The 23,044-nt window shown below is 70.9% G+C and carries 20 protein-coding genes and 1 pseudogene; 12 read left to right on the top strand and 9 right to left on the bottom strand.

All coding sequences use genetic code 11. The features are described 5' to 3' along the window. Nucleotides 1–162 precede the first annotated feature (162 nt). Entirely contained in the window at nucleotides 163–1,728 is a 1,566-nt protein-coding gene (locus tag IG78_RS0130980; protein WP_249926147.1) for an alpha,alpha-trehalose-phosphate synthase (UDP-forming), read from the top strand. On the opposite strand, the gene otsB is transcribed toward IG78_RS0130980, so the two are convergent. From otsB to IG78_RS0130965, 3 genes are read right to left on the bottom strand one after another with little or no spacing between them, the layout of a single operon-like run. Beyond that, nucleotides 1,637–2,485, bottom strand: coding sequence for a trehalose-phosphatase (otsB, locus tag IG78_RS0130975; protein ID WP_030569246.1), 849 nt, complete (start codon nucleotides 2,483–2,485; stop codon nucleotides 1,637–1,639). The genes IG78_RS0130980 and otsB overlap by 92 nt on opposite strands. 16 nt (nucleotides 2,486–2,501) lie before the next feature. Further along, complete coding sequence (locus tag IG78_RS46515) at nucleotides 2,502–2,822, bottom strand: DUF3263 domain-containing protein (RefSeq protein ID WP_078965729.1); 321 nt, start codon at nucleotides 2,820–2,822, stop codon at nucleotides 2,502–2,504. A 33-nt stretch (nucleotides 2,823–2,855) separates the two neighbouring features. Then, nucleotides 2,856–4,127, bottom strand: coding sequence for an ABC transporter substrate-binding protein (locus IG78_RS0130965; protein WP_030569240.1), 1,272 nt, complete (start codon nucleotides 4,125–4,127; stop codon nucleotides 2,856–2,858). A gap of 200 nt (nucleotides 4,128–4,327) precedes the next feature. On the opposite strand from IG78_RS0130965, the gene IG78_RS0130960 reads away from it, so the two are divergent. The 5 genes from IG78_RS0130960 to IG78_RS0130940 all read left to right on the top strand — a co-directional run bounded on the left by IG78_RS0130960 (nucleotide 4,328) and on the right by IG78_RS0130940 (nucleotide 9,897). Further along, the gene (locus IG78_RS0130960) at nucleotides 4,328–5,227 is read left to right on the top strand and encodes an SIS domain-containing protein (RefSeq protein WP_030569237.1); all 900 of its coding nucleotides are present in this window, start codon (nucleotides 4,328–4,330) and stop codon (nucleotides 5,225–5,227) included. 251 nt (nucleotides 5,228–5,478) lie between these two features. Continuing rightward, nucleotides 5,479–6,447 carry an ROK family protein gene (locus IG78_RS0130955; protein ID WP_078965728.1) on the top strand — a complete coding sequence of 323 codons (969 nt, stop codon included), beginning with the start codon at nucleotides 5,479–5,481 and terminating at the stop codon, nucleotides 6,445–6,447. Continuing rightward, a complete protein-coding gene (gene nagA, locus IG78_RS0130950; protein ID WP_030569231.1) occupies nucleotides 6,447–7,595 on the top strand; it encodes an N-acetylglucosamine-6-phosphate deacetylase in 1,149 nt (382 codons plus the stop codon). The genes IG78_RS0130955 and nagA overlap by 1 nt, the downstream gene beginning before the upstream one ends. Before the next feature lie 155 nt (nucleotides 7,596–7,750). After that, nucleotides 7,751–8,689, top strand: a complete 939-nt coding sequence (locus IG78_RS0130945; protein ID WP_030569228.1) for a 1-phosphofructokinase family hexose kinase — start codon at nucleotides 7,751–7,753, stop codon at nucleotides 8,687–8,689. Nucleotides 8,690–9,048: 359 nt separating this feature from the next. Next, the gene (locus IG78_RS0130940) at nucleotides 9,049–9,897 is read left to right on the top strand and encodes a class II fructose-bisphosphate aldolase (RefSeq protein ID WP_030569225.1); all 849 of its coding nucleotides are present in this window, start codon (nucleotides 9,049–9,051) and stop codon (nucleotides 9,895–9,897) included. Between the two features lie 17 nt (nucleotides 9,898–9,914). Here IG78_RS0130940 and IG78_RS0130935 read toward each other — a convergent pair whose 3' ends face one another. Then, nucleotides 9,915–10,931, bottom strand: a complete 1,017-nt coding sequence (locus tag IG78_RS0130935; RefSeq protein WP_030569222.1) for a carbohydrate-binding protein — start codon at nucleotides 10,929–10,931, stop codon at nucleotides 9,915–9,917. A 257-nt stretch (nucleotides 10,932–11,188) separates the two neighbouring features. Continuing rightward, entirely contained in the window at nucleotides 11,189–12,853 is a 1,665-nt protein-coding gene (gene cdgB, locus IG78_RS0130930) for a diguanylate cyclase CdgB (RefSeq protein ID WP_030569219.1), read from the bottom strand. A 783-nt stretch (nucleotides 12,854–13,636) separates the two neighbouring features. On the opposite strand from cdgB, the gene IG78_RS0130925 reads away from it, so the two are divergent. Then, nucleotides 13,637–14,194 carry a flavin reductase family protein gene (locus tag IG78_RS0130925; RefSeq protein ID WP_078965726.1) on the top strand — a complete coding sequence of 186 codons (558 nt, stop codon included), beginning with the start codon at nucleotides 13,637–13,639 and terminating at the stop codon, nucleotides 14,192–14,194. A gap of 42 nt (nucleotides 14,195–14,236) precedes the next feature. On the opposite strand, the gene arfB is transcribed toward IG78_RS0130925, so the two are convergent. Next, nucleotides 14,237–14,680, bottom strand: a complete 444-nt coding sequence (arfB, locus tag IG78_RS0130920; RefSeq protein ID WP_030569213.1) for an alternative ribosome rescue aminoacyl-tRNA hydrolase ArfB — start codon at nucleotides 14,678–14,680, stop codon at nucleotides 14,237–14,239. Between the two features lie 216 nt (nucleotides 14,681–14,896). On the opposite strand from arfB, the gene IG78_RS0130915 reads away from it, so the two are divergent. Both IG78_RS0130915 and IG78_RS0130910 read left to right on the top strand, forming a co-directional pair. After that, nucleotides 14,897–15,472: a TerD family protein gene (locus tag IG78_RS0130915; RefSeq protein ID WP_030569210.1), complete on the top strand. Its 576-nt coding sequence runs from the start codon at nucleotides 14,897–14,899 to the stop codon at nucleotides 15,470–15,472. Between the two features lie 288 nt (nucleotides 15,473–15,760). Beyond that, nucleotides 15,761–16,150 (top strand): PadR family transcriptional regulator, encoded by a 390-nt coding sequence (locus tag IG78_RS0130910; protein ID WP_063760815.1) that lies wholly within the window; start codon nucleotides 15,761–15,763, stop codon nucleotides 16,148–16,150. 131 nt (nucleotides 16,151–16,281) lie between these two features. Here IG78_RS0130910 and IG78_RS0130905 read toward each other — a convergent pair whose 3' ends face one another. Further along, nucleotides 16,282–16,488, bottom strand: coding sequence for a hypothetical protein (locus IG78_RS0130905; protein WP_157855918.1), 207 nt, complete (start codon nucleotides 16,486–16,488; stop codon nucleotides 16,282–16,284). Between the two features lie 159 nt (nucleotides 16,489–16,647). On the opposite strand from IG78_RS0130905, the gene IG78_RS0130895 reads away from it, so the two are divergent. Next, nucleotides 16,648–17,751 (top strand): hypothetical protein, encoded by a 1,104-nt coding sequence (locus IG78_RS0130895; RefSeq protein ID WP_157855917.1) that lies wholly within the window; start codon nucleotides 16,648–16,650, stop codon nucleotides 17,749–17,751. 171 nt (nucleotides 17,752–17,922) lie between these two features. Beyond that, a complete protein-coding gene (locus IG78_RS0130890) occupies nucleotides 17,923–18,447 on the top strand; it encodes a GNAT family N-acetyltransferase (RefSeq protein WP_030569195.1) in 525 nt (174 codons plus the stop codon). Nucleotides 18,448–18,704: 257 nt separating this feature from the next. Here IG78_RS0130890 and IG78_RS0130885 read toward each other — a convergent pair whose 3' ends face one another. Together IG78_RS0130885 and IG78_RS0130880 are read right to left on the bottom strand one after the other, a co-directional pair. Then, nucleotides 18,705–20,186, bottom strand: a complete 1,482-nt coding sequence (locus IG78_RS0130885) for a M1 family metallopeptidase (RefSeq protein WP_078965725.1) — start codon at nucleotides 20,184–20,186, stop codon at nucleotides 18,705–18,707. A gap of 55 nt (nucleotides 20,187–20,241) precedes the next feature. Further along, nucleotides 20,242–20,799, bottom strand: a complete 558-nt coding sequence (locus tag IG78_RS0130880; RefSeq protein ID WP_030569189.1) for a GlcG/HbpS family heme-binding protein — start codon at nucleotides 20,797–20,799, stop codon at nucleotides 20,242–20,244. A 608-nt stretch (nucleotides 20,800–21,407) separates the two neighbouring features. On the opposite strand from IG78_RS0130880, the pseudogene IG78_RS52775 reads away from it, so the two are divergent. Beyond that, nucleotides 21,408–22,412: pseudogene (locus IG78_RS52775) on the top strand (sensor histidine kinase); the annotation flags it as partial. Nucleotides 22,413–23,044: the final 632 nt, after the last annotated feature.

The raw sequence follows: 23,044 nt of genomic DNA, 5'->3' as shown, positions 1-23,044 counted from the left end.
CCGGCGCGGTCGGTCGCGGTCGGACCCGGCGTGATCGGGCGGTCGGACCCGGCGGGGGCGGTCCTGTCGGACCCGGCACGGTCGGCCCGGTTGGACCCGGCGGGGATGTGACGTCGGCCGCCCGTACGTTTGAGCGTTTCCGTCAGCGGCTAGGTTCGCCACATGGTCTCCGAGCACGCAGCCGCCCAGGTCCTCGTCGCGTCGAACCGCGGCCCTGTGACGTACTCCCTCGGCGAGGACGGGACGCTCGACGCCAAACGCGGCGGCGGCGGGCTCGTCTCCGGGCTCAGCGCCATCGGCGACGAGGCCGACGCCCTGTGGGTGTGCTCGGCGCTCGGCGACGGCGACCGCGAGGCCGTGCGGCGCGGGGTCGGCGAGCCGGGTGTGCGGATGCTCGACATCGACGCCGCCGTGCACGCCGACGCGTACAACGGCATCGCGAACTCGGTGCTGTGGTTCGTGCACCACATGCTGTACCAGACGCCGCTCGAACCCGCGTTCGGCCCTGAGTTCCGGGCGCAGTGGGCCGCGTACGAGACGTACAACCGGGCCTTCGCCGAGGCGCTCGCGCTGGAGGCGGCGCCGGGCGCGGCCGTCCTCGTACAGGACTATCACCTCACGCTGGTGCCCGGCATGCTCCGCGAACTCCGCGACGACCTGCGCATCGGGCACTTCTCGCACACGCCCTGGGCGCCCGTCGACTACTTCCGGCTGCTGCCCGACGACATCGCCGAGCAGATCCTGCGCGGGATGCTCGGCGCGGACCGGCTCGGGTTCCTCACCGGGCGGTGGGCCGACGCCTTCACCGACTGCTGCGTGGCGCTCCTCGGCGGTACGACGGGCACGCGCGTCGGCGTGCACGGGCTCGGGGCCGACGCGGACTTCCTGCGGGAGCGGTCGCGCCGGGACGACGTCGAGGAACGGCTCGTGGTGCTGCGGGAGCAGATCGGCACGGACCCGACGGGGGCGCCCCGTAAGGCCGTCGTCCGGGTGGACCGCACCGAACTGTCCAAGAACATCGTGCGCGGCCTGCACGCGTACCGGCTCCTCCTGGAGGAGCGGCCGGAGTGGCGCGAGCGGGTCGTGCACGTCGCGTTCGCCTATCCCTCGCGGCAGGACCTCGCGGTGTACCGCGACTACACGGCGGAGGTCTCGCGTGTCGCCGAGTCCATCAACTCCGCGTACGGGACCGCCGACTGGACGCCCGTCGTCCTCCACGTCAAGGACGACTTCGCGCGCTCCCTCGCCGCGTACCGGCTCGCCGACGTCGCCCTCGTCAACCCCATCCGGGACGGCATGAACCTCGTCGCCAAGGAGGTGCCCGTCGTCTCCGACGAGGGGTGCGCGCTTGTTCTCTCCCGCGAGGCGGGTGCGTACGCGGAGCTGGGTGAGGACTCGCTCACCGTGAACCCGTACGACGTCTCGGGCACGGCGGCGGCGCTCCACGAGGCGCTCGTGATGCCCGCCGCCCACCCACCCTTGCCCCTCCGCTGTGGGCAACTGGTCCGCCAGGGGCGAGGGGGGTACCTCCCTGCTCGAGCGGAGCCGAGAGCTTGGGGGAGGGTGGGCACAGCCCCGGCTTACGGCGCCCGTAATGTTGGCGGAGGGGTACGGCGAAGCGCGGCCGACGGCCAGGTCAGGTCAGCCGCGCGGCCAGTCCCGCCAGGAGGGCGACCACGGCGGCGGGCCCGTCGACGACGACGTCGGCACGATCGGCCAGCTCAGTGACCTCCGCACTGCCACTGCACACCAGCAGCCCCCGAACATCCCCGCCCGACCGCAACTTGTCGACGGCGGCGAACGCGGGCAGATCCCCGAGATCGTCCCCCGCGTACAGGACGGACTCGGCACCCACCTCCCGTACGTAGTCGACCAGGGCGACCCCCTTGTCGATCCCGGGCGGCCGCAGCTCAAGCACGAGCCGCCCCGGCTCGACGATCAGCCCGTGCCGAGCGGCCAGCTCACCGAGCGGCCCCCGCAACTCCTCGAACGCCGCCTGCGGATCCCGCGCCCGCCGCGTATGCACGGCGACGGCCCGCCCCTTCTCCTCGATCCAGGTCCCGTGCCACGCCCCGATCGCGTCCAGGAACCCCGGCAGCTCGGCCCGCGCGCCCGCCACCCCGGGATGCGGCTCGGCGGCCTGCACGGTCGCGGTGACGGCGTCCCACCGCTCGGCCCCGTAGTGCCCGAGGACGACGAGGTGTTCGAGGCCGGGAACACCCGCGAGCCCGCCGTGGCGGACGGCGACCCCGGCGGGCCGACCGGTGACGACGGCCACGGAGCACACCTTCGGCGCGAGCGCGGCGAGCGCGGGCACCGCGTCGGGGTGCGCCCGCGCCTGCTCGGGGTCGGGCACGATCGGCGCGAGCGTGCCGTCGAAGTCGAGGGCGATCACGGCGCGTTCGGGCCGGGCCAGGATCGCGGCGAGGCCGTCACGCCCGGCGGGCGTCAGCGGCTGCGGCAGGCAGTACGTCGGGTCACCCATAGGCCAGACCTTAGCCTCAACGTTCGGCGCGCCGCGCCTGCCGGACCCGCCGCAGCCGGTTAACGGTGACCGGATCGTGGGCCAGGGCACGCTCGTCGTCGAGCAGCGCGTTCAGGATCTGGTAGTAGCGGACCGGGGCGAGCCCCAGCTCCTCCCGGACGGCCCGCTCCTTGGCGCCGGGCCCGGCCCAGTTGCGCCGCTCCAGGGCGAGCACCGCCTTGGCCCGCCCGGAGAGCTCACCGGAACCGGGCCGCGCGTCGTCCGCCGCACCGGGCGCGCCAGGCCCACCGGGAGCACCGGGAGCACCGGGAGCACCGGGCTCTGGGTAGTCCGTCATGACGACCACGCTAACCCCGGCCCCGCCACCGGGTCACTGCGCGTTCTCCTCCGCGGCGGCCTTCGCCTCGATCTGGCCGAGGATGGCCTCCGGGTTGCCGTTCTCGTCGACGGTCTTGCCGATGTACTTCTTGACCTGCACGGACACCTGCGCCCACGACGTCTTGCCGACCGGGTAGAGCTGCGAGGCGGGCAGCTCCTCGAGGAACTGGCCGAGCTTCGCCGAGTCCTCCTTGTTCTCCGCCATCGCCTGCGACGCGGACGTCGTGACGGGCAGCAGGTCGTACTCGCGCGAGAAGTCGAGGACGTTCTTGGTGCTGTAGACGAAGTCGAGGAACTCGCCGATCTCCTTGCGGTGACCGTTCTGCTTGAAGGCCATCATCCAGTCGGCGACACCCATCGTGGACTGGGCCTTGCCGTCGATGCCGGGCATCGGCACCATCCCGTACTTCAGGCCCTTCTTCGCGGCCATCTGCATCAGGGTGGGGTGCCCGTTGAGCATGCCGACGTCACCGCGCGTGAAGGCCGCGAAGGCCTCGGCACGGTTCAGCTTTCCGGGTGGTGTCGGACCGGTGAGGCCCTTGCCGACCAGCTCGTCCTTCAGCCACTTGAAGGTCGTCACATTGGGCTTGGCGTCGATGTCGTACGAGCCGACGTTGTCGGTGTAGCCGCCGCCCCCGCTGAGCAGCCACTGCATCGTCTCGGCCTGCGCCTCCTCCGGGCCGAGCGGCAGCGCGTAGGGGATCTTCACACCGCGCGCCTTCAGCTTCTGCGCGGCGGCCTGCAGCTCGCTCCAGCTCTCCGGCGGCTTGATGCCGGCGCTCTTGAACAGCTTCTCGTTGAAGAACAGCAGACGCGTGGACGCGGCGAACGGCATGCCGTACTGCACCCGGTTCACCTCGCCCGCCTTGGAGAGCGGGGCGAGGAAGTCGGCCTGGGTGGGGATGGAGAGCAGGTCGTCGGCGCTGTACAGCTTGTCCTGCGCGGCGTAGTCGGCGTACGCGCCGATCTGGGCGAGGTCGGGGGCGTTCCCGTCCTTCACCATCTCCTTGACCTCGCGGTCGACGTCCGTCCAGGAGTGCACGGTCACATCGACCTTGATGCCCGGGTGCTCGGCCTCGAACTTCTTCGACAGCGCGTCCCAGTACTTCTTGGAGGTGTTCGCCGAGGAGTCGCCGTAGTCGGCGGCCACGAGCTTGAGGGTGACATCACCGGAGTCGCCGGAGTCGCCGCCGCAGCCGGCGAGCAGTGCCGTCATGCTCAGCGCGGCCACCGCCGCGGTCAGACCTGTCACGCGCCGCTGCACTGCTGTTTCCCACCCTCGTCGTTCCTGGCCGAACTGCGAGTTTCCCCCGCGTCCCGATACAAGGTCTACACCACCCGCATATCACTTCTGCAACGGCCTTGGCTTATTGCAGCGCCCACGTACTCCTGCTAAGCACTCCCCTGCACCCGCCCCACCGCACCCCGGACCACAACTCCCGCACCGGCAAGGAGCCTTGGCGCATGTCGCGTACCGCAGAAGAGACAGCCACCCAGCCCGACTGCTGGCGCCGTGCGGCCGACGCCGCCGGCACCTTCGACGGCCTGCCCCGGCCGGGCGAACGGGTCGCCGTGACCGGGTGCGGTACGTCCTGGTTCATGGCGATCGCGTACGCGGCGCTGCGCGAGGCGGCCGGGCAGGGCGAGACGGACGCCTTCGCCTCCTCCGAGTTCCCCACGGGCCGCGCCTACGACCGCGTCGTGGCCATCACCCGCTCCGGCACCACGACGGAGGTCCTCCACCTCCTCGGCGAGCTGCGCCGCACCGTCCCGACCCTCGCCCTGACCGGCGACCCGAAGACGCCCGTCATGGAGGCGGCCAACGCGGTGGCGGTCCTGGACTGGGCCGACGAGGAGTCCGTCGTCCAGACCCGCTTCGCCACGACGGCGCTCGCGTTCCTGCGGGCGGGGCTCGGCGACATCCCCGGCGTGAAGCCGGTGCCCGAGGCGGCCGCGGACGCCGAGGAAGCGCTCACCACTCCCCTGCCCCCCGCCCTGCTGACCGCCGAACAGTGGACGTTCCTCGGCCGCGGCTGGACCTACGGACTCGCGCTCGAAGCCGCCCTGAAGATGCGGGAGGCAGCCGGGGCCTGGACGGAGGCGTACCCGGCCATGGAGTACCGCCACGGCCCCATCGCCATCACCGGCCCCGGCCGCGTCACCTGGACCTTCGGCACCCCACCGGAAGGACTCACCGCCGACGTCACCCGAGCCGGCGGCACCCCGATCACCCACCCCGGCCTGGACCCCCTGGCCGCCCTCGTCCACGCCCAACGCCTGGCGGTGACCGTGTCCGAGTCCCGAGGCCACAACCCGGACCACCCCCGCAACCTGACACGCAGCGTGATCCTGCCCGACCTCTAGCCCGTCCGGCGACGTCTTCCAGCCCGTCCGGCGACGTCTTCCAGCCCGTCCGGCGTTTGAGGACGAGGCGCGAAGCGCCGACAAGGGGGGTCCAGGGGGCGCAGCCCCCGGTTACGGGAAAGGGGCGGGCCTGGGGCGCCCCGCGAGGACCCCACCCACCCCCCGAGGCCGAGGAAGAAGCACACCCCAAGGCCCAGGGGCCAGAACATGTGGACTAGACCTCTCACGGGGTCACACGCGACACTGTCCCCGTGAGACATGTCATCGCCCTGGACGTGGGCGGCACAGGAATGAAGGCCGCCCTGGTCGGGGCAGACGGCACCCTGCTCCACGAGGCCCGCCGCCCCACCGGCCGCACCCGAGGCCCCGAAGCGGTGGTGAGGTCGATCCTCGACTTCGCAGCGGACCTCCACGCCCACGGCCTCGCCCACCTGGGCGAACCCGCCGCCGCGGCCGGCGTGGCCGTACCCGGCATCGTCGACGCGGACCACGGCATCGCGGTGTACGCGTCCAACCTGGGCTGGACCGACGTACCGCTGCGCGACCTCCTCAGCACCCGCCTGGAAGGCATCCCCGTGGCCCTCGGCCACGACGTCCGCACCGGCGGCCTCGCAGAGGGCCGTCTGGGCGCGGGCAAGGGCGCCGACCGCTTCCTGTTCGTGCCGCTCGGCACGGGCATCGCGGGCGCCATCGGCATCGACGGCACCATCGAACCGGGCGCCCACGGCTCGGCGGGCGAGATCGGCCACATCGTGGTGCGCCCCGGCGGCCCGCCCTGCGGCTGCGGCCAGCGCGGCTGCCTGGAGCGCCTCGCCTCCGCGTCCGCGGTGAGCAAGGCCTGGGCGGAGGCCAGCGGCGACCCGGCGGCGGACGCCGCGGACTGCGCGAAGGCCGTACGCTCCGGCGACCCGCGCGCCGTGGACGTCTGGCAGCACGCGGTGGACGCCCTCGCCGACGGCCTCCTGACGGCCCTCACCCTCCTGGACCCGCACACCCTGATCATCGGTGGCGGCCTGGCGGAGGCCGGGGAAACCTTGTTCACACCGCTGCGCGCGGCCATCGCCGACCGCGTGGTGCAGTTCCAGACACTGCCCGAGATCGTCCCCGCGGCACTCGGCGACGCGGCGGGCTGCCTGGGCGCGGGCCTGCTCGCCTGGGACCTCCTGGCGGCTCCCCGGCCCACCGAAGACCCCCACGACTCCCCGGAGGTAACCACCTGATGGCCCCCAGCAAGGTTCTCGCCGGTGCCCAGGTGGTACTGCCCACCGGAACCGTCCCCAACGGCCGCGTCATCGTCACGGACGGCGGCCGCATCGCAGGGAGCGCTCCCGCGGACGCCGAGGCGGTCGACCTGACCGGCCACTGGCTGGTCCCCGGCTTCGTCGACACGCACAACCACGGCGGCGGCGGCGCGTCCTTCACCAGCGGCACGGCCGATGACATCCTGCGCGGCGTCCAGACCCACCGCCTGCACGGCACCACCACCGTCGTGGCCTCGACCGTCACCGGCGAGATGGACGCCCTCGCCCAGCGCGCGGGCCTGCTCTCCGAACTCGCCGAGCAGGGCGACATCGCCGGCATCCACTTCGAGGGCCCCTTCATCTCCCCCTGCCGCAAGGGCGCGCACAGCGAGGCACTCCTGCGCCACCCGGACCCGGCGGAGGTCCGCAAGCTCGTCGACGCCGCCCGCGGCCAGGCCCGCATGGTCACCCTCGCCACCGAGCTCCCCGGCGGCACCGACTCCGTACGCCTCCTCGCCGAACTGGGCGTGATCGCGGCGATCGGCCACACGGACGCCACGTACGAGCAGACGAAGGAAGCCATCGACGCCGGCGCCACCGTCGCCACCCACCTCTACAACGCCATGCCCGGCCTCGGCCACCGCGCCCCCGGCCCCATCGCCGCCCTCCTGGAGGACGAGCGGATCACCATCGAGCTGATCAACGACGGCACGCATCTGCACCCGGCCTCCTTCGAGCTGGCCTTCCACCACGCGGGCGCGGGCCGCGTCGCCCTGATCACGGACGCGATGGACGCGGCCGGCTTCGGGGACGGCACCTACCTCCTCGGCCCGCTGGAGGTCGAGGTGAAGGACGGCGTCGCCCGGCTCACCGAGGGCGGTTCGATCGCGGGCTCCACGCTGACCATGGACCGGGCGTTCCAGCGCTCGGTGACCGTCGACGGGCTGCCCGTCGGCGACGTCGTGGCCGCCATCTCCGCGAACCCGGCCAAGCTCCTCGGCATGTACGACCGCATCGGCTCCCTGGAGCCCGGCAAGGACGCGGACATCGTGGTCCTGGACGCCGAGTTCGCGCTCAAGGGCGTGATGCGCAAGGGCGAGTGGGTCCTCGACCCCACCGCGCCCTGACCCGGCGCCCCACGCGGCTCCGGCCCGCGTACGCACCGTTCGGGTGAGGCGGTTGGTCCGAGGTCTGGGCCAACCGCCGTCTTTTTGGCATGATCAGAACCCGAGAGCCGCACGCAGCGCACAGCTCCGTGTTCCGTCGTCCCGGGGGTGAAGCAGTGATCGTCACGGTCACGCCGAACGCCGCTCTCGACCTCACGTACAAGGTTCCCGTCCTCACCCCGCACGCCTCGCACCGCGTCACCGAAGTGACCGAACGCGCGGGCGGCAAGGGCCTGAACGTCGCCCGCGTACTCGCCGCCCTCGGCCACGACGTGACGGTCACCGGCTTCGTGGGCGGCGACACCGGCCACGCCCTGCGCGACCACCTGACCAGCGTCCCCGGCGTCACCGACGGCCTGTACCCGGTCGCGGGCGCGACCCGCCGCACCCTCGCCGTCGTGGACGCCCGCACCGGCGACACCACCCAGCTCAACGAACCGGGCCCGACCGTCACTCCCGCCGAGTGGTCCGGATTCCTCGCCGCGTACGAGGAGTTGCTGCGGGGCGACGACGTGCGGGCCGTGGCCCTGTGCGGCAGCCTGCCGCCCGGCGTGCCGGTGGGCGCCTACGCCGTCCTGGTACGCGCCGCCCGCGCCGCCGCCGTACCCGTACTCCTCGACACCAGCGGCGAACCCCTGCGCCGCGGCGTCGCCGCCCGCCCCGACATCGTCAAGCCCAACGCCGACGAACTCGCCGAACTCACCGGCGCCCACGAACCCTCCCAGGCCACCCGCGACGCCCGCCGCCGCGGTGCCCACGCCGTCGTCGCCTCCCTCGGCGCCGAGGGCCTCCTCGCCCTCACCCCGGAGGGCACCTGGCGCGCCCGGCCGCCCGGCCTGATCCGCGGCAACCCCACCGGCGCCGGCGACTCCGCCGTCGCGGGCCTGCTCTCCGGCCTGGTCCGCCAACTGCCCTGGCCGGACCGCCTGGCGAACGCGGTCGCCCTGTCGGCGGCTACGGTCGCGGCCCCCGTGGCTGGCGAGTTCGACGCGGCGGTGTACGAGGACGTCCTGCCGAAGGTCACCGTGACGGGCGACGAGCCACCTGCGCAGTGAGCGGAGCGGGTGGTGGCGGCTCGGGCACGCCTGGACGCCGCCCGCCGCAACCCGAGACGGCCCGGCACGGCTCGGCCCGGCACGGCCCGGCCCGGCTCGGCCCGGCTCGGCCCGGCGCGGCGCGGCTCGGCTCGGCCCGGCATGGCTCGGCTCGGCCCGGCATGGCTCGGCTCAGCCCGACACAGCCCGAGACGGCTCGACTCAGCCCGAGACGGCTCGACTCGGCCCGGCATCCTCGGCTCAGCCCGAGACGGCTCGACTCGGCCCGGCATCCTCGGCTCAGCCCGAGACGGCTCGACTCAACCCGACAAGCTCGACGCAGCTCAACGGGCCGCCGCAGGCCCGGGAATGGGGTCAGCATGCCACTCGCCACCACCGGCGAACTCGTCGCCCACGCCGTCACCCGGAGCCGCGGCATCGCGGCCTTCAACGTCATCACCCTCGAACACGCGGAGGCCATCGCCCTCGGCGCCGAACGGGCGGGCACCGCCGCCGTCCTCCAGATATCCGAGAACGCCGTGAAGTTCCACGGCGGCCGCCTCACCGCGATCGCTACGGCGGCCGCCGCGGTGGCCCGCGCCTCCTCGGCCCCGCTCTCCCTCCACCTGGACCACGTCACCGACACCGCCCTGCTGCGCGCCGCACACGCCGAGGGCTTCAGCTCGGTGATGTTCGACGCCTCGAAACTCGCGTACGCCGAGAACGTCAAGGAGACCGCCGACGCGGTGCGTTGGGCGCACGAGCGCGGCATCTGGCTGGAGGCGGAACTCGGCGAGGTCGGCGGCAAGGCGGGCGAGGCCCCGCTGGACGCCCACGCCCCCGGCGCCCGCACCGACCCGACGGAGGCCGCCGCCTACGTCACCGACACCGGCGTCGACGCCCTGGCCGTCGCCGTCGGCTCCTCCCACGCCATGACCGAACGCACCGCCGCCCTCGACCACGACCTCATCGGGGCCCTGCGCACGGCCGTCCCGGTCCCCCTGGTCCTGCACGGCTCAAGCGGCGTCCCCGACACCGAGATCCGCCACGCCATCACCGCCGGCATGACCAAGATCAACGTGGGCACGGCCCTCAACACCGCCTTCACCGGCGCGGTACGCGACCACCTCACCGCCCACCCCACCGGCGTCGACCCCCGCACATACCTGACCCCGGCCCGCGAGGCGATGGCCGGGGTCGTGGAGAGCTTCCTGCGCCTGACGAACTGACGCGCTCACCAGGCCTGTTACTCCTTGACGTGCCCCGCCTTCAGCCACACCCGGTCGAGGACCGCGTCGCACTTGTCGCCCTGCTGGCAGGAGACGGAGATCGTATTGGTGCCCTTGTTCAACTGGACGAAGGCGAAGGTCTTCGTCCAGCCCTTGTCCCACGCCCCCTCCCCGGCACCGGTGAAGTTGTCCATGTTGAGCTTGCGACCGGACGGCGTGCCGTTGATGCCGAGCGTCGTCTCGGCCGCCTTGCCCGGCACGGAGTACCCCACGAAGACGGTGTAGGCACCGCTCTTGGGAATCCCGTCGACCGTCCAGGTCACCTGCGCCCCGGGCTTCTCCAACCCGGACACGTACACCCCGCCCGCGGACTGGGCGCCCTTGATGTCGGACGCGGTGGTGGTGCCGCCCTCCAGCTTCAGGGCCTTGGCGTCGGCCTTGGGCAGGTCGGCTTCGGGCTTCTTGCCGTCGTCCTTGGACGCGGTCGGGCTCGGCTCCTCGGACACGGACTGGTTCTGGGACGGCCCCGCCTCGTTCCCGCCGTCGTCCCCGTCACCGCCGCCGAACACCATCGCGGCACCTATCCCGAGGGCCACCACGGCGACCACGGCGATGGCACCGATCAGCAGACCCTTGGTGTTGGGCCCCCGCCCGCGACCGCCGCCGTTGCCCGCGTGGCCCGGCATCCCGGGCGCCCCGGGCCCACCGGCCTGCCGCGTCGGCGCGGTGCCCCCCGGCTGCGCCTCCGGGGCGGCGTAGTGGGCGTTGGGCTGCCCGTACGCCTGCTGCTGCGTCTGGGCGGGCGGATAACCGTACGCGGGGGCCTGGGCGTGGCCCTGGGCCTGCTGGCCGTACTGCCGCTCGCCGACCGCGCGTACGTGGTTGTACGACCTCGGCCCGGGGTAGCCGTACCCGCCGCCCCCGGAGGGCGGTGTCGCGCCGGCTGCCTGGCCATCCGCGTACAGATAGCCGAACGGGTCGTCATCGCCCTCTGGCGCGCGCGGCGTGTGCTCGCCGTTATTGCCGGGCGTCATTCGCAGGTCACTCCCTCGCATCGCGGATGCGGGCGAGCCTACCCGCTCCGGGTGACCGCCCACGGTGACGTTGACTTCATCCAGGACATCCAACGGGTGCGCGGGCGCGGGGTCCGGCGGCCGCCCGCCCCCATCCCGACTCACGCGCGGCGCCCGCCGCCGGTTCCGTTACCGCGTACGGGAGTTCGCTCGCGCCCGTCCCCGGAACCCACTCGCCCGTCCCCGGATCCCGCTCGGCCGCCCGCGGTCCTCCGCCCTCACCCGGCCCGCCGATGCTGCTTGGCCCGCGAACGTTTCTCGATGTACATCCGCTGATCCGCCGAATGCAACACTTCATCCGCAGACATCCCGCAATGTGCCCATCCGATACCGAAGCTGGCCCCGACGCGCACGGCCCGCCCGTCCACCCGGATCGGCGGGATGATCGCGTTCCGCAGCCGCACCGCGAGGTCCTGCGCATCGGCCCTGCCAAGGCCGTCGGCGAGTACCACGAACTCGTCACCACCGAGCCGCGCCACCGTGTCCCCGTCCCGAACACCGTTGGTCAGCCGCCGAGCGACCTCGATGAGAACGGCGTCACCGGTGTGGTGCCCGAAGCGGTCATTGATCGACTTGAAGCCGTCGAGGTCACAGAAGAGGACGGCGAGGCCCTTGGTCCCGTCGTCCGGAACGGCCTCCTCCGGCGGGGCGATGGTGTGAACATGGTGGTCGTAACCGTCGCCCTGCGGGTCCGCGCCCACGCCCTGCCCGTGGCCCCCGGCGTACCCCGGCGCATACAGCCCACTGTTGTCGTACGCCGCATCCAGCGAGTCCACCGTGGACGGCTGACCCGCATGCGGCCTGCGACAGAGACGGGCGCTGAGCCGGGCACGCAACTCCGCGGAGTTCGGAAGGCCGGTGAGCGAGTCGTGCGAGGCACGGTGCGCGAGCTGCAGCTCACGCCGCTTGCGCTCCTCGATGTCCTCGACGTGCGTGAGCAGAAACCGCGGCCCGTCCGCGGCGTCGGCCACCACCGAGTTCCGCAGCGACACCCAGACATACGTCCCGTCCCGCCGCCCGAACCGCAACTCGGCCCGCCCGCCCTCCGCCGACGTACGCAGCAACGTACCGATGTCCTCGGGGTGCACGAGTTCGGAGAAGGAGTAACGGCGCATCGCCGACGCGGGACGGCCCAGCAACCGGCACAACGCGTCGTTCGTCCGCAGGATCCGCCCGTGCTGATCGCCACCCATCTCGGCGATGGCCATGCCACTGGGCGCGTACTCGAAGGCCTGCCGGAAGCTCTCCTCGCTGGCACGCAGCGCCTGCTGCTCGCGCTCGAGGCGGACCAGGGCCCGCTGCATGTTGGCCCGCAACCGCGCGTTGCTGATGGCGATGGCCGCCTGGAACGCGTACATCTGCAGCGCCTCACGCCCCCACGCCCCGGGACGCCGCCCGTTGCGCGGCCGGTCCACGGAGATCACACCGATCAGTTCGCCCCCGGACGACCCGGTCGCGTACATCGGCGCGAACAGCCGGTCCGAAGGGTGCCACTCGTCCTCGAACCGCGGCTCGGGCCCCTCGGTGTACCACTGCGGCACGTCGTCCTCGTCGAGGATCCAGCCCTCCGTGTACGGGATGAAGCGCAGCGCGCCCCAGGCCTCGCCCATGGTCAGGCGGCGCTCCCAGGACTCGCGGGAGCCCACACGGCCGGTGATGAGGGCCTCGGCTGCCGGATTGCCCGCGAAGGCGGCGACGACGAGATCGCCGTCAGGGCGCACGAGGTTGACGCACGCCAGCTCATAGCCAAGCCCGTTCACCACGCCGTCGGCGACGGTCTGCAGCGTGTCCGCGAGGCTGCGGGCCGTGTTGAGGTCCGCAACCACCTGATGCAGTTGCCGCAGGGTCGCAAGACGGACGTACGGCTCCGACTCGGTCTCCATGCTCGCTCTCCCCGAGACCTCGACAGCAACTCCAGGATCCGCAGCGTCCTCAGTGTCCTCAGTGTCCGTATCTCTGACTCTTCCGACTCTTCCGACTGATCGTGCTTCTTCTGAGCCTCTGTGTCTCCGCGCTTGCCCGTACTGCCTGAACTGGTACGCACTACTTCCCCTACGGGCAGGTACCGCCACCCGTACTGCCGGATACTGCTGCCGGTGCCGGTCAGGCCCCATCGCCCGTACCGCAGTGGTGCCGGTCGATACTCCTCGCCGCCGCCGCGCCTCTTCCGCACCCCGTCGTGCCGTCGCACCCTCGGCGTCCGCGCCGTCTCTGTACCTGTCCGATTGCCACGGTCACTGAATCACAGCGAGCTGCCCACTCGGTACACAGGGTCAACAAAATATGGGCCCTGTGACTCAAGTCACAGGTGGGAGATCCGATTTGAGCCCCTGAGTTGAGCCAAAGCGGCAGGCGGCAGGCGGCAGGCGGCAGGCGGCAGGCGGCAGGCGGCAGGCGGCAGGCGGCAGGCGGCAGGCGGCAGGCGGCAGGCGGCAGGCGGCAGTTTACGGTGAGGGCGGCCGTTTGCGGTGCGGGCGGCAGTTTGCGGTGCGGGCGGCAGTTTATGGTGCGGGCTGCGGCTGCGGGCTGCGGCCCACTCGGGTCCATCGTGAGCCCCGGTCCCGCCGCCGGGCGCGACCTCGGTCCTAGGTCCGCCCTCGGCCTGGAGGCCGATGCGGAACACTCGCCTCCGCAGTTAGCGTCGAAGCGTGGCTGCCAACCTGACCATGAAGACCCAGACCCTCCCCACCCCTCATCCTGTGGGGGTGAGCAACGACGAGTTCCGCGCCGCCATGTCCCGCCTGGCGGCGGGCGTGGTCCTGGTGACGGCCCATGAGCCCCCGCTGGACCCGGACGACCCCACGGCCCCCGGCGGCGAGGACGTCGGCATGACGGCGACCGCCTTCCTGTCCGTATCCCTGGACCCGCCCCTGGTCATGGTCAGCCTGCGCGAGGGCTCCCGCATGGACGACCTGCTGGCGGAACAACCTCTGTGGGCCGTGTCGGTCCTGTCCGAGAGCCAGCGCCACATCGCGGGCCGCTTCGCGATGAAGGGCCGCATCAGCGACCGTCTCCTCTTCGAAGACATCCCCTACGTACGCGGCGAGACCGCCGGTTCCCCCCTGGTGGGCGGCGCACTCGCCACCCTCGAATGCCGCACGGAACAGACAGTGTCCGCAGGCGACCACACCCTGGTCATCGGCCGCGTACTGACGGCCCATCTCCCGAGCGCCGACGGCGGGCCACTGCTGTACTTCAAGGGCCGCTACCGCCAACTGGGCTGACCGCCTCCGCCCACAACGCACCGCCCTGCGGGGCCCCTGCCGCTAACCCCAGCCCTTCCCCGACCGCCCCTGCTTGGTCTCCCCACGCCGCTTCTTCTCCCGCAGCCGCCGCTCGTTGATCCCGCGCGGGATACGGGTGGCCCTGCGCGGCTTGGGCGGCGGCGCGGTGGCCTCCGCCAGCAGGGAGGCGAGACGCGTGGCGGCCATCTCCCTGTTCCGCCACTGCGAGCGGTGCTCGCTCGCCCGTACGCTGACGACACCGTCCACGAGCCGGGACGCCAGCCGCTCCAGCGCCCGCTCCTTCCACACCTCGGGCAACGCCTCCGTACCCGCGAGATCGAAGCGCAGCTCGACCTGTGAGTCACTGGTGTTGACGTGCTGCCCACCAGGCCCGGAGGAGCGCGAGAAACGCCACATCAACTCGGCCTCGGGCAGCGAGACGGAGCCACGGATGACGTAAGGGCGGTGACCTGACATGTGCACCATGGTCCCGCGTGTGCACACCTCCGTCACCCGCTTTTCAACAGTGATGCACCACATACGGGGCCCCGAGTAAAGAAAGTAAAGACAGTCTCCGGCATATGGAACCTTCGATACCCCCCTCGGCGTTCATAGGGGTGTCGGTACCTTCGTCCCAGCACGAAGCCCGCAAGTACACACGTACTACTCGGTTGTACTCACGCTAGGAAGGGACTCCCAACAATGGCTGTAAGCCTGTCCAAGGGCGGCAACGTCTCGCTCACCAAGGAGGCACCGGGTCTGACCGCCGTCACGGTCGGCCTCGGCTGGGACGTCCGCACCACCACGGGCACCGACTTCGACCTGGACGCCTCCGCCATCGCGGTGAACCCCCAGGGCAAGGTCTACTCGGACGCCCACTTCGTCTTCTTCAACAACAAGGAGACGCCGGACCAGACCATCGTCCACACCGGTGACAACGTCACCGGCCAGGGCGAGGGCGACGACGAGCAGATCAACGTCAACCTCGCGGGCCTCCCCGCCGACGTCGAGAAGATCGTCTTCCCGGTCTCCATCTACGACGCCGAGAACCGCTCGCAGAACTTCGGCCAGGTCCGCAACGCGTTCATCCGCATCGTGAACCAGGCCGGCGGCACCGAGATCGCCCGCTACGACCTGTCCGAGGACGCCGCCACCGAGACCGCCATGGTCTTCGGCGAGCTGTACCGCAGCGGCGCCGAGTGGAAGTTCCGCGCCGTCGGCCAGGGCTACGCGTCCGGCCTCGTCGGCATCGCGCAGGACTTCGGCGTCAACGTCTGAGGCTCCACCGAGTAGCTGAAAGCCCCGGCACACCAGAGCCGGGCAACTGAAGGGCCCCGACCGTGCAACTGGTCGGGGCCCTTCCCCGTCCCAGCTCCCCGCGCCGCCCCGCTCCCCTGCGCCTCGGGCCCCCGGCGCACCTGCGCCCCTGCGCCCACCCTGGCTCGCCCTATTGCGCACTCCCTACTATTCTAAGAACACAACTACTCGGGAATTTCGGCTACACAAGCTCGGCTGACACCGTCGCCCAGAACTCGGGTGCCAAACGAACGACAAGGGGGAGCAACCGTGGGGACCGGAGCTGTCCACGCCGCCTGGACGCGCGCCGCCCTCCCTCTCTGCCTCCTCGGCATCCTCGCCACCGAAGAGAAGAGTTACGGCTATGCCCTGCTCAGCCGCCTCACCGACGCGGGTATCGACGGCGTGAAGCCCGCGACGCTGTATCCGGCTCTCACCCGCCTCGAAGAAGAAGGCGCCGTCGAGATCGAATGGGGCGCCGGCGAGGGCGGACCGGGCCGCAAGTACTACCGCATCACCGACGCAGGGCGCGCCCGCCTGCACCGCGACCGCGCCGCATGGACGGCGTTCACCACCACCGTCGCCTCACTGACCAGAGCCGACGAACAGGACGCGGCCCTTTCCCCGGCACCCACCGGGGAAAGGAGGGACCAAGCGTGACCAAGGGGGGAGCCGCCATGAGCAAGCACCACGACCAGAACCCTCGCCAGGACCACGGGCGAGACGAGGGCCGGGACCAGGACCCGAGCCAGGATCTGGGGCGGGACCAGGACCAGGACCCGAGCCAGGATCTAGGGCGGGACCAGGACCAGGACCTGGGGCATGACCTGGGGCGGGACCAGGACCAGAGCCAGGATCTGGGGCGGGACGAGGGCCGAGGTCAGGGGCGGAGCGAGCGCCATGGCCGGGACCGGAGCCAGGGTCAGGGGCGGAGCGAGGGCCATGGCCGGGACCGGGGCCAGGGTCAGGGTCAGGGTCAGGGGCGGAGCGTGGTCCAAGTTCAGGACCAAGCACAGGGCCCGATCTCGGCAGGGGCACAAGCCCCGAACGTGAGTCCGGGTCAGTTCTCGGGGCCCGCTCCGGAGCACACGCCGACGGCGGTTCGGGAGCGTAAGCGGAAGCCGATGTGGGCGCGAGGGAAGTCGAAACCGGTTCGGGTGCCCGAGTCGACGCTGCCGTGGAAGCGCGAGGAGGACGAGGACTGGGCCGCCTCACTGGAAGTACGTCTCGTCCTCGATCACGACGCGCCCGCCGGTCTGGCAGATCAAGTCCTGGCCGAGGTCCACGAGCTCGTCCGGGAGGAAGAACGCCCCGCCCGCGAACTCTTCGGTGATCCCGGCGCCTACGCTCAGGTCGTCGCCGACGAACGCATCACCGAGGAACACCGTGCCCGCGTCGACGCCCACGGAATGACCCCCGGCGAACGCCTGTCCGCCTCCTTCGTCTCGTTCGGTGTGGCCGGGTTCCTCTTCTGTGCCTGGGAATGGCTGCGGGGCGGGCTGTGGGTCGGCATCGGCTGGCCCTCTGTCACCCTGACCACGACGATCGTCCTGGCTGTCGTACTGAGCTCACTGGCCGTCGTCGCCCGTGCCTCCGGGATGATCCGAGGGGCCCTGTGGTTCATGGTCGCCACCATCGCCACGGTGTGTGCGGGCGTCGGCGTCACCGCTGTCGTCCCCGGCGGTCAACTCTTCTCCGTGCCCGCGCCGGCTCTGGCGCTGGCCTGTTCGGCGGTCATCGCAGCCGCCGTACGGTTCCCCGACGCCACCATCGACCGGTGGTTCGCGAAGAACCCCACCGACCACGACGACGAGGCCTGGTTCGCCCGCCTCGACGGCCTGCTGCGCGGCCGCCACGCCATGTCGGCAGCACAGGCCGACGGCCATATCCGCGAGGCCCGCCAGCACCTCGCCTCGGCGCCTGACGACGGAGGTGCCCCGGACGTCTTCGGCGACGTCGAGGTCTATGCCCTGCGTCTGGCCGAGGGCCCCAGCCGCAACCGTCGCTTCGCCCGCCGCCAGTTCTACGGCTCGTGCGTGCTCACTCTCTCCCTCACGATCATGCTGATCGACGATCTGACCGACCCCGGCTCCTCCCCCTTCTGGCTCGCCGCCAACATCTGTGCCCTCGGTGCCATGCTCTGGTCCCTCGTCACCGAGTGGCGCCGCTCCACCGACCCCGGCACCCCCGGCGCCCCCATCTCCGAGTCGTCTGCCCCCTCGGCGTCCCCGTCCCCCGACTCACCGTCCTCCTCCACCTGACAGGGCCATCGGAGCGCCGGCTCGCACCGTCCCGGTCCGGTTATCCCCTGCACGCGACGCAGGGGCGTGGGGCACGGGCGCAGTTCCATCCCCGGCCCGGCGGTCGGCCCATGACGCCATAGCCGGACAATCAACCCTCATCCGGCCGACCGTGCGATTAGCCTGCGCCGCATGATTCTCGAACCGCTCCCGGCCACCACCAACGGCGTTGCCCCTGTCGATCTGCCCGGCCCCCTACTCACCGAGCTGACGGCCCTCTACGCCTCCAACCACGAGTTCTTCGCCCTCAGCGGTGACTTCCCCGACGCCAACGACATCAGGGCCGAGCAAGTCGCCACTGCCCTCGCCGACGAACTAGCTCAGCCGGGCGCCGAAGTGCTTCTGGGGCGTTCCGAGGGCCGTCTCGTCGGTGTCGTCGTCACCCTCGCCCGTCATCCCGACCCGGCCGATCCCGACCCCTGGATCGGTCTTCTCCTGGTGGACGCTCAGGTGCACCGCACCGGGATCGGAAAGGAGTTGGCCGCCGTCATCGAACAGCGCTTCCGCGCGGCGGGCCATCACGGCGTCCGTCTCGCCGTCCTCGACAACAACCCGAAGGGCCTGGCCTTCTGGACCGCCCTCGGCTACGAACTGGTCGACCATCGCGAGGACACTCAACTCGGCCGACCCTGCGCGGTACTGCGCAAGCCGCTCTGAGCCCCCCCCGGTCGGCCCGCACTGACCGTCGGACCGCGCTGACCCCAAACTGCTACGCGATGCAATTGACAAGGAACGGTGCCTCACACCGGCTTCGCGATGTCGGCGGCTCGACCTGATCCCGACCCGCCCGGCGAGTTGTACGGGTGCTGCGGGCAGGCGGGTTCAGTGGTCTCGTAGACGCTGCGCCACGCGGTTCACCAAAGAACATGACGGCGGAGCAAACAATCACGGTTGTCCGGCTACCGATTGGCCGGTTACGGATTGTCCGGCTTCCCCTCTCCATAGAGCCATTCCGTCCACACCTGCTTCAGTTCTTCGCGCGACTCGTCGTCTCCCGCATGCTTCTCCACATATGTCGTGAAGTCCTTGGTATTCGCGTTGCCGTGGCGATAGGCCTTCGCCCAGCCCTGGATGATGTCGTAGAAGGTCTCGTCGCCGACGGTTTCGCGAATCTTGTGGATTACCATCCCACCCCGGTCGTACACGGGAGCATTCGAGATGCTGGCTGCGTCCGGCTGTCTGGCCGGCGGGAAGTCCCAGATGGCTTCGTTGTCCGCCTTCGACTCGTAGTACTCCCCTTCGTACAGTGCGTCGAAGGTGTCCTGTGCGCTGTCGCCGCCGTTGTCCTCCTCCCACAACCACTCTGCGTAGGTCGCGAAACCTTCGTTGAGCCACATGTCCTGCCACGACTTCGGCGTGACCGAGTTGCCGAACCACTGGTGGGCCAGTTCGTGCACAAGGGTGGAGGTGTCGGCAGCCTCGACGGGGAACACCGGCTTGGTCTGTGTTTCCAGTGCGTACCCCAGGCCCACCCGGTCGTCGACGATCGCGCCGGTCGAGGAGAACGGATACTCGCCGAAGTTGAGCTCCGCCCAGTCCATGATCTCGGGGATCTTTGCTAGAACCTTCTCTGTCTTCTCATACTTGCCCTTCGAAAGCGTCGGGTCGATTGCCGTGAACACCGGGACACCGGAGTTCGTTTTCGACGTCATCGACTTCTTTGTGTCGTACTCACCGATCGCCACAGTCGCCAGATAGCTGGCCATGGGCTCGGCGTTGTGCCAGGCGAACGTGGTGCGGCCGTTCGTCGTCGTCTCTTGCGTCAGTTCACCGTTGGAGATGGCTTGCAGTCCCTTGGGCACGGTGATCTCTATGTCGTAGGCGGCCTTGTCGTTCGGGTGGTTGTTGCTGGGGAACCACGCCATGGAGCCCGCCGGTTCACCGACCGCGAGGGCGCTCTTGTCTTCCTTCAGCCAGCCTTCCTTGGAGCCGTCCGCGTCAGTGACCGTCTGCGGCGTACCGGAGTAGCGGACGGTCGCGCGGAATGTCTCGCCCCGATCGAGGACGTCGCGTGGGCGAACGGTCAGCTCATCACCGGAGCGGTTGAAGCGGACCTCCTTGCCCTCGACGGTGACGTCCTCGACATCCAAGCCCTTGAGGTCGAGATTGAAGGCGCTGAGGTTCTTGGTGGCCCGAGCCGTGATCTCCGCGGTGCCGGTGAGGTGGCGGGACTCGGGGTCGTAGCCAAGGGTCAGGCCGTAGTGCGCCACGTCGTAACCCCCGTTGCCGAGTTTGGGGAAGAAGGGGTCGCGGACGCCTGCTGCGCCGGGAGTGCCGTCCACGCCGCCACCAGTGCAGCCAGTGAGGGCGACAAGAGTCAGGGTGGCCAGGGCGGCGGGGGCGATGCGTCGGGCGCGTGGCCCCCTGGTCAGAGGGGCGGTGGCTCGGTAGTTCACCTCGATGATCCTATGGCCACCGCCCTGTGATTCCTCGGGCCAGGGGCGCCGGTCGTCAGCGGCTGAGCGTCGCCGCACCCGCCTTGGCGAACTTCTCGTCCAGGTCCCCGCTCGGCGCGCCCGCCACGCCTATGCCCGCGATCGGGGCGCCCTTGGCAGTGATGGGTGTTGCCCCCGCGAGGAACAGCGTGCCCGGGATGTCCTTGAGGTTCGGAGCCTGCTCGAGCCGCTTGGTGAGCTCGGAGGTGGGGGCGTTCCACGACACGGCCGTGTAGGCCTTCCGCTCGGCGGACTCATACGACTGCGGACCGGCGCCGTCTCCACGCAGCGTGACGATCGTGTTGCCGTTGCGGTCGACGACGGCCACCGTCACGCGCTGGTTTTCCCTCTTCGCAGCGTCCAGGGCACCCTGCGCGGCCTTGGTCGCCGCGGCCACGGAGAGGTGCGTGGACCCGGTGAGGTTTTGACTGCCCGCATCCGCAGTCACCGCGGCCTTGGCGGCATCGTCCGGCGTACCGGCCGTGGCCGAGACCGTGCCGAACGTCGCTGCCCCGACTGTGGCGAGGGCGGCGGCCGTGGTCAGGAAACGGGTGCGTGGGGAGAGCTGCTTCATCGACTTCATGTCCGTTGACTCCTGTGCGAGTGCGCTCTGTTGCGAGCGAGCGGCGAGCCGATCTCGCCACGCAATCCATCGTCCGGCCCTCGCCAGGCCCTTCCCGTCAGCGTTCCGGCTGCCCGCCTCGCGCGCTTCGGCTGACGGCCGTGTCAACCGATCGGATGACCCGGTCGCGAGGATCCGCGGGCCAGAATGGAGGAGTCTTCCCAGTTCAAGCGCGTGTGTCCGAGCGAAGAGATCTCTCGCAGGTTCTCTCGGCACGGTTCGCTCGCCAAAGCCCAGACCCTCCCGCTTGGGCTTTCGCACGGGCTCGAACGCACATCGTTCGATCACTCGCATTTGATCGCGCGATCCAAACGAGAAGATCCGAGTACGCAAGTCCAAGCACACAGGTCCGAGCACACAGGTTCGGGCACCCGGGTTCGAGTACGCAGGTTCGAGCGCGAGCAACGGCCGGAAAGGAGACCAGCATGGATCAGCACAGTGGCGGCCCCGGCCCCATGGGCAGCGTCAGCCCCAAGGACACCCTGGGCAGGACTGACGGCCACAGCAGCACGGCCGACCTCCGCGCCTCCGCCCCCGTGTCGCGCTGGCTCGGCGCCGTCATGCACACGGCGTTCTTTCTCCTCCTCGGCGCCTCCCTCGCCCGTTTCCTCCTGCGTCATCCGGGCGAGCCCCGCACCCCTGGCATCATCGCCCTCTCCATCACTCTCGCCTTCCTCTACGTCCTGGCCCCGGCACCCGGCGCCGCCCCCAGCACCCGCCGCCCCGTCTGGCTCGGCGCGGTGGTCGGCGCCTGGGTGGTCCTGGTCGTCCTCGCGCCCAGCTTCGCGTGGTGCGCGGTGCCCCTGTTCTATACGGGGCTGCGCACACTTCCGACCCGAGCGGCACTGGCCCTGGTCACGGCGCTCACAGCCCTCGTGGTCGGCGCCCAGCTCAGACTCGCCGGCAGTTTCGACCCGAACCTCGCCTTCGCACCTCCCGCCGTCGCGGCTGTGGCGACCGCAGTGTTCATCCACATGCAGCGGCAGACCGAGCACCAGCGCGCCCTGAACGACGACCTGATGCGCACCCGACGGGAGCTGGCCGCCACCGAACGCCGCGAAGGCACACTCGCCGAGCGACAGCGCCTGTCGATGGAGATCCACGACACCCTTGCCCAAGGCTTGTCCAGTCAGCAGATGCTGCTGCAGGCCGCCGACCGAGTGTGGGACGCCGATCCGGCGACGGCCCGCGCCCACGTCCGTACAGCGGTGACGATCACTGAACACGGCTTGGCGGAAGCCCGCCGCTTCGTCCACGACCTGGCACCCGCGGACCTGGCAGAAGCCGCCACCAACGACGGCGAAGCCTTGCCGTCTGCCCTCCGGGCCCTGGCGGAACGGGAGACGGCGGCAGGGCTGACGATCCGCTTCCACGCCGAAGGCAGGCCCGTCCCGCTGCCCGGCAGAGCACAGTCGGCCCTGCTCCGCATCGCGCAGGGCGCCCTGGCGAATGTTCGCGAACACGCGGACGCGAGCGCGGCAGCGCTGACGCTGACATACCTGGACGACCAGGTGGTCCTCGACATCGCCGACAACGGGAGGGGATTCGTCGTCAAAGAGGGAGGGCGAGGGGGTGCCGCAACAGGGGGCGACCAGGTCCCGACCGATCTCCGCGCAGGTCAAGAGGTCGCCGTCAGCAGAGAGGAGGTCTCCATCAGGAAGGAGGAGGTGGGCGACGTGGACGAGCGCGATGGCGGGATGCGTGGGCCCTCCGACACCGGTGACAGTCCTTGGGCTCCCATCGCAGACGACGGTCACGAGTCCACCGACGCGGCCACCAGCCATGGGGCCGCCACAACCGAAGCGGACAACGGCTACGACCATGCCCACGACCTCGACCTCGACCTCGACCACAACGGTGGCCACGTTCACAGCCACGCCCACGGACCCACCGCCCCGCACACCAGCCCGAGTCCGAGTCCTGCCAGCCGTGACGCTGGTCGCGGGCCGAGCACCGACGCCAGACGAAGACCCATCGCTGCACGCGACCTCGACTCCGGATCGAGGCGGGGGCACGGATTGCCGGCGATACACGCTCGGGCCCGGCAACTCGGCGGGACGTTGACGGTGGAGTCGACACTGGGCGAGGGCACGGTTCTGTCGGTCTCCATCCCCCTGGCAGCCGCGCCGCCGCCCGCCACCGGGGCCCCGCCGCCGTCCCCGACTCCGACCACACCCCAGAGCCCGACCGCAGCTCC

The organism is Streptomyces aureocirculatus (assembly GCF_000720475.1).
Classification (GTDB): Bacteria; Actinomycetota; Actinomycetes; order Streptomycetales; family Streptomycetaceae; genus Streptomyces; species Streptomyces aureocirculatus.
Note: the sequence above shows the minus strand (reverse complement) of the source record. Positions and strands in the feature narration are given on the sequence as shown.

Bases quoted from the DNA above. Each gene is read 5' to 3' on its own strand.
- IG78_RS0130980 (WP_249926147.1), top strand. From the start codon at position 163: ATGGTCTCCGAGCACGCAGCCGCCCAGGTCCTCGTCGCGTCGAACCGC.
- otsB (WP_030569246.1), bottom strand. From the start codon at position 2,485: ATGGGTGACCCGACGTACTGCCTGCCGCAGCCGCTGACGCCCGCCGGG.
- IG78_RS46515 (WP_078965729.1), bottom strand. From the start codon at position 2,822: ATGACGGACTACCCAGAGCCCGGTGCTCCCGGTGCTCCCGGTGCTCCC.
- IG78_RS0130960 (WP_030569237.1), top strand. From the start codon at position 4,328: ATGTCGCGTACCGCAGAAGAGACAGCCACCCAGCCCGACTGCTGGCGC.
- nagA (WP_030569231.1), top strand. From the start codon at position 6,447: ATGGCCCCCAGCAAGGTTCTCGCCGGTGCCCAGGTGGTACTGCCCACC.
- IG78_RS0130940 (WP_030569225.1), top strand. From the start codon at position 9,049: ATGCCACTCGCCACCACCGGCGAACTCGTCGCCCACGCCGTCACCCGG.
- IG78_RS0130935 (WP_030569222.1), bottom strand. From the start codon at position 10,931: ATGACGCCCGGCAATAACGGCGAGCACACGCCGCGCGCGCCAGAGGGC.
- cdgB (WP_030569219.1), bottom strand. From the start codon at position 12,853: ATGGAGACCGAGTCGGAGCCGTACGTCCGTCTTGCGACCCTGCGGCAA.
- IG78_RS0130925 (WP_078965726.1), top strand. From the start codon at position 13,637: ATGAAGACCCAGACCCTCCCCACCCCTCATCCTGTGGGGGTGAGCAAC.
- arfB (WP_030569213.1), bottom strand. From the start codon at position 14,680: ATGGTGCACATGTCAGGTCACCGCCCTTACGTCATCCGTGGCTCCGTC.
- IG78_RS0130915 (WP_030569210.1), top strand. From the start codon at position 14,897: ATGGCTGTAAGCCTGTCCAAGGGCGGCAACGTCTCGCTCACCAAGGAG.
- IG78_RS0130890 (WP_030569195.1), top strand. From the start codon at position 17,923: ATGATTCTCGAACCGCTCCCGGCCACCACCAACGGCGTTGCCCCTGTC.
- IG78_RS0130880 (WP_030569189.1), bottom strand. From the start codon at position 20,799: ATGAAGCAGCTCTCCCCACGCACCCGTTTCCTGACCACGGCCGCCGCC.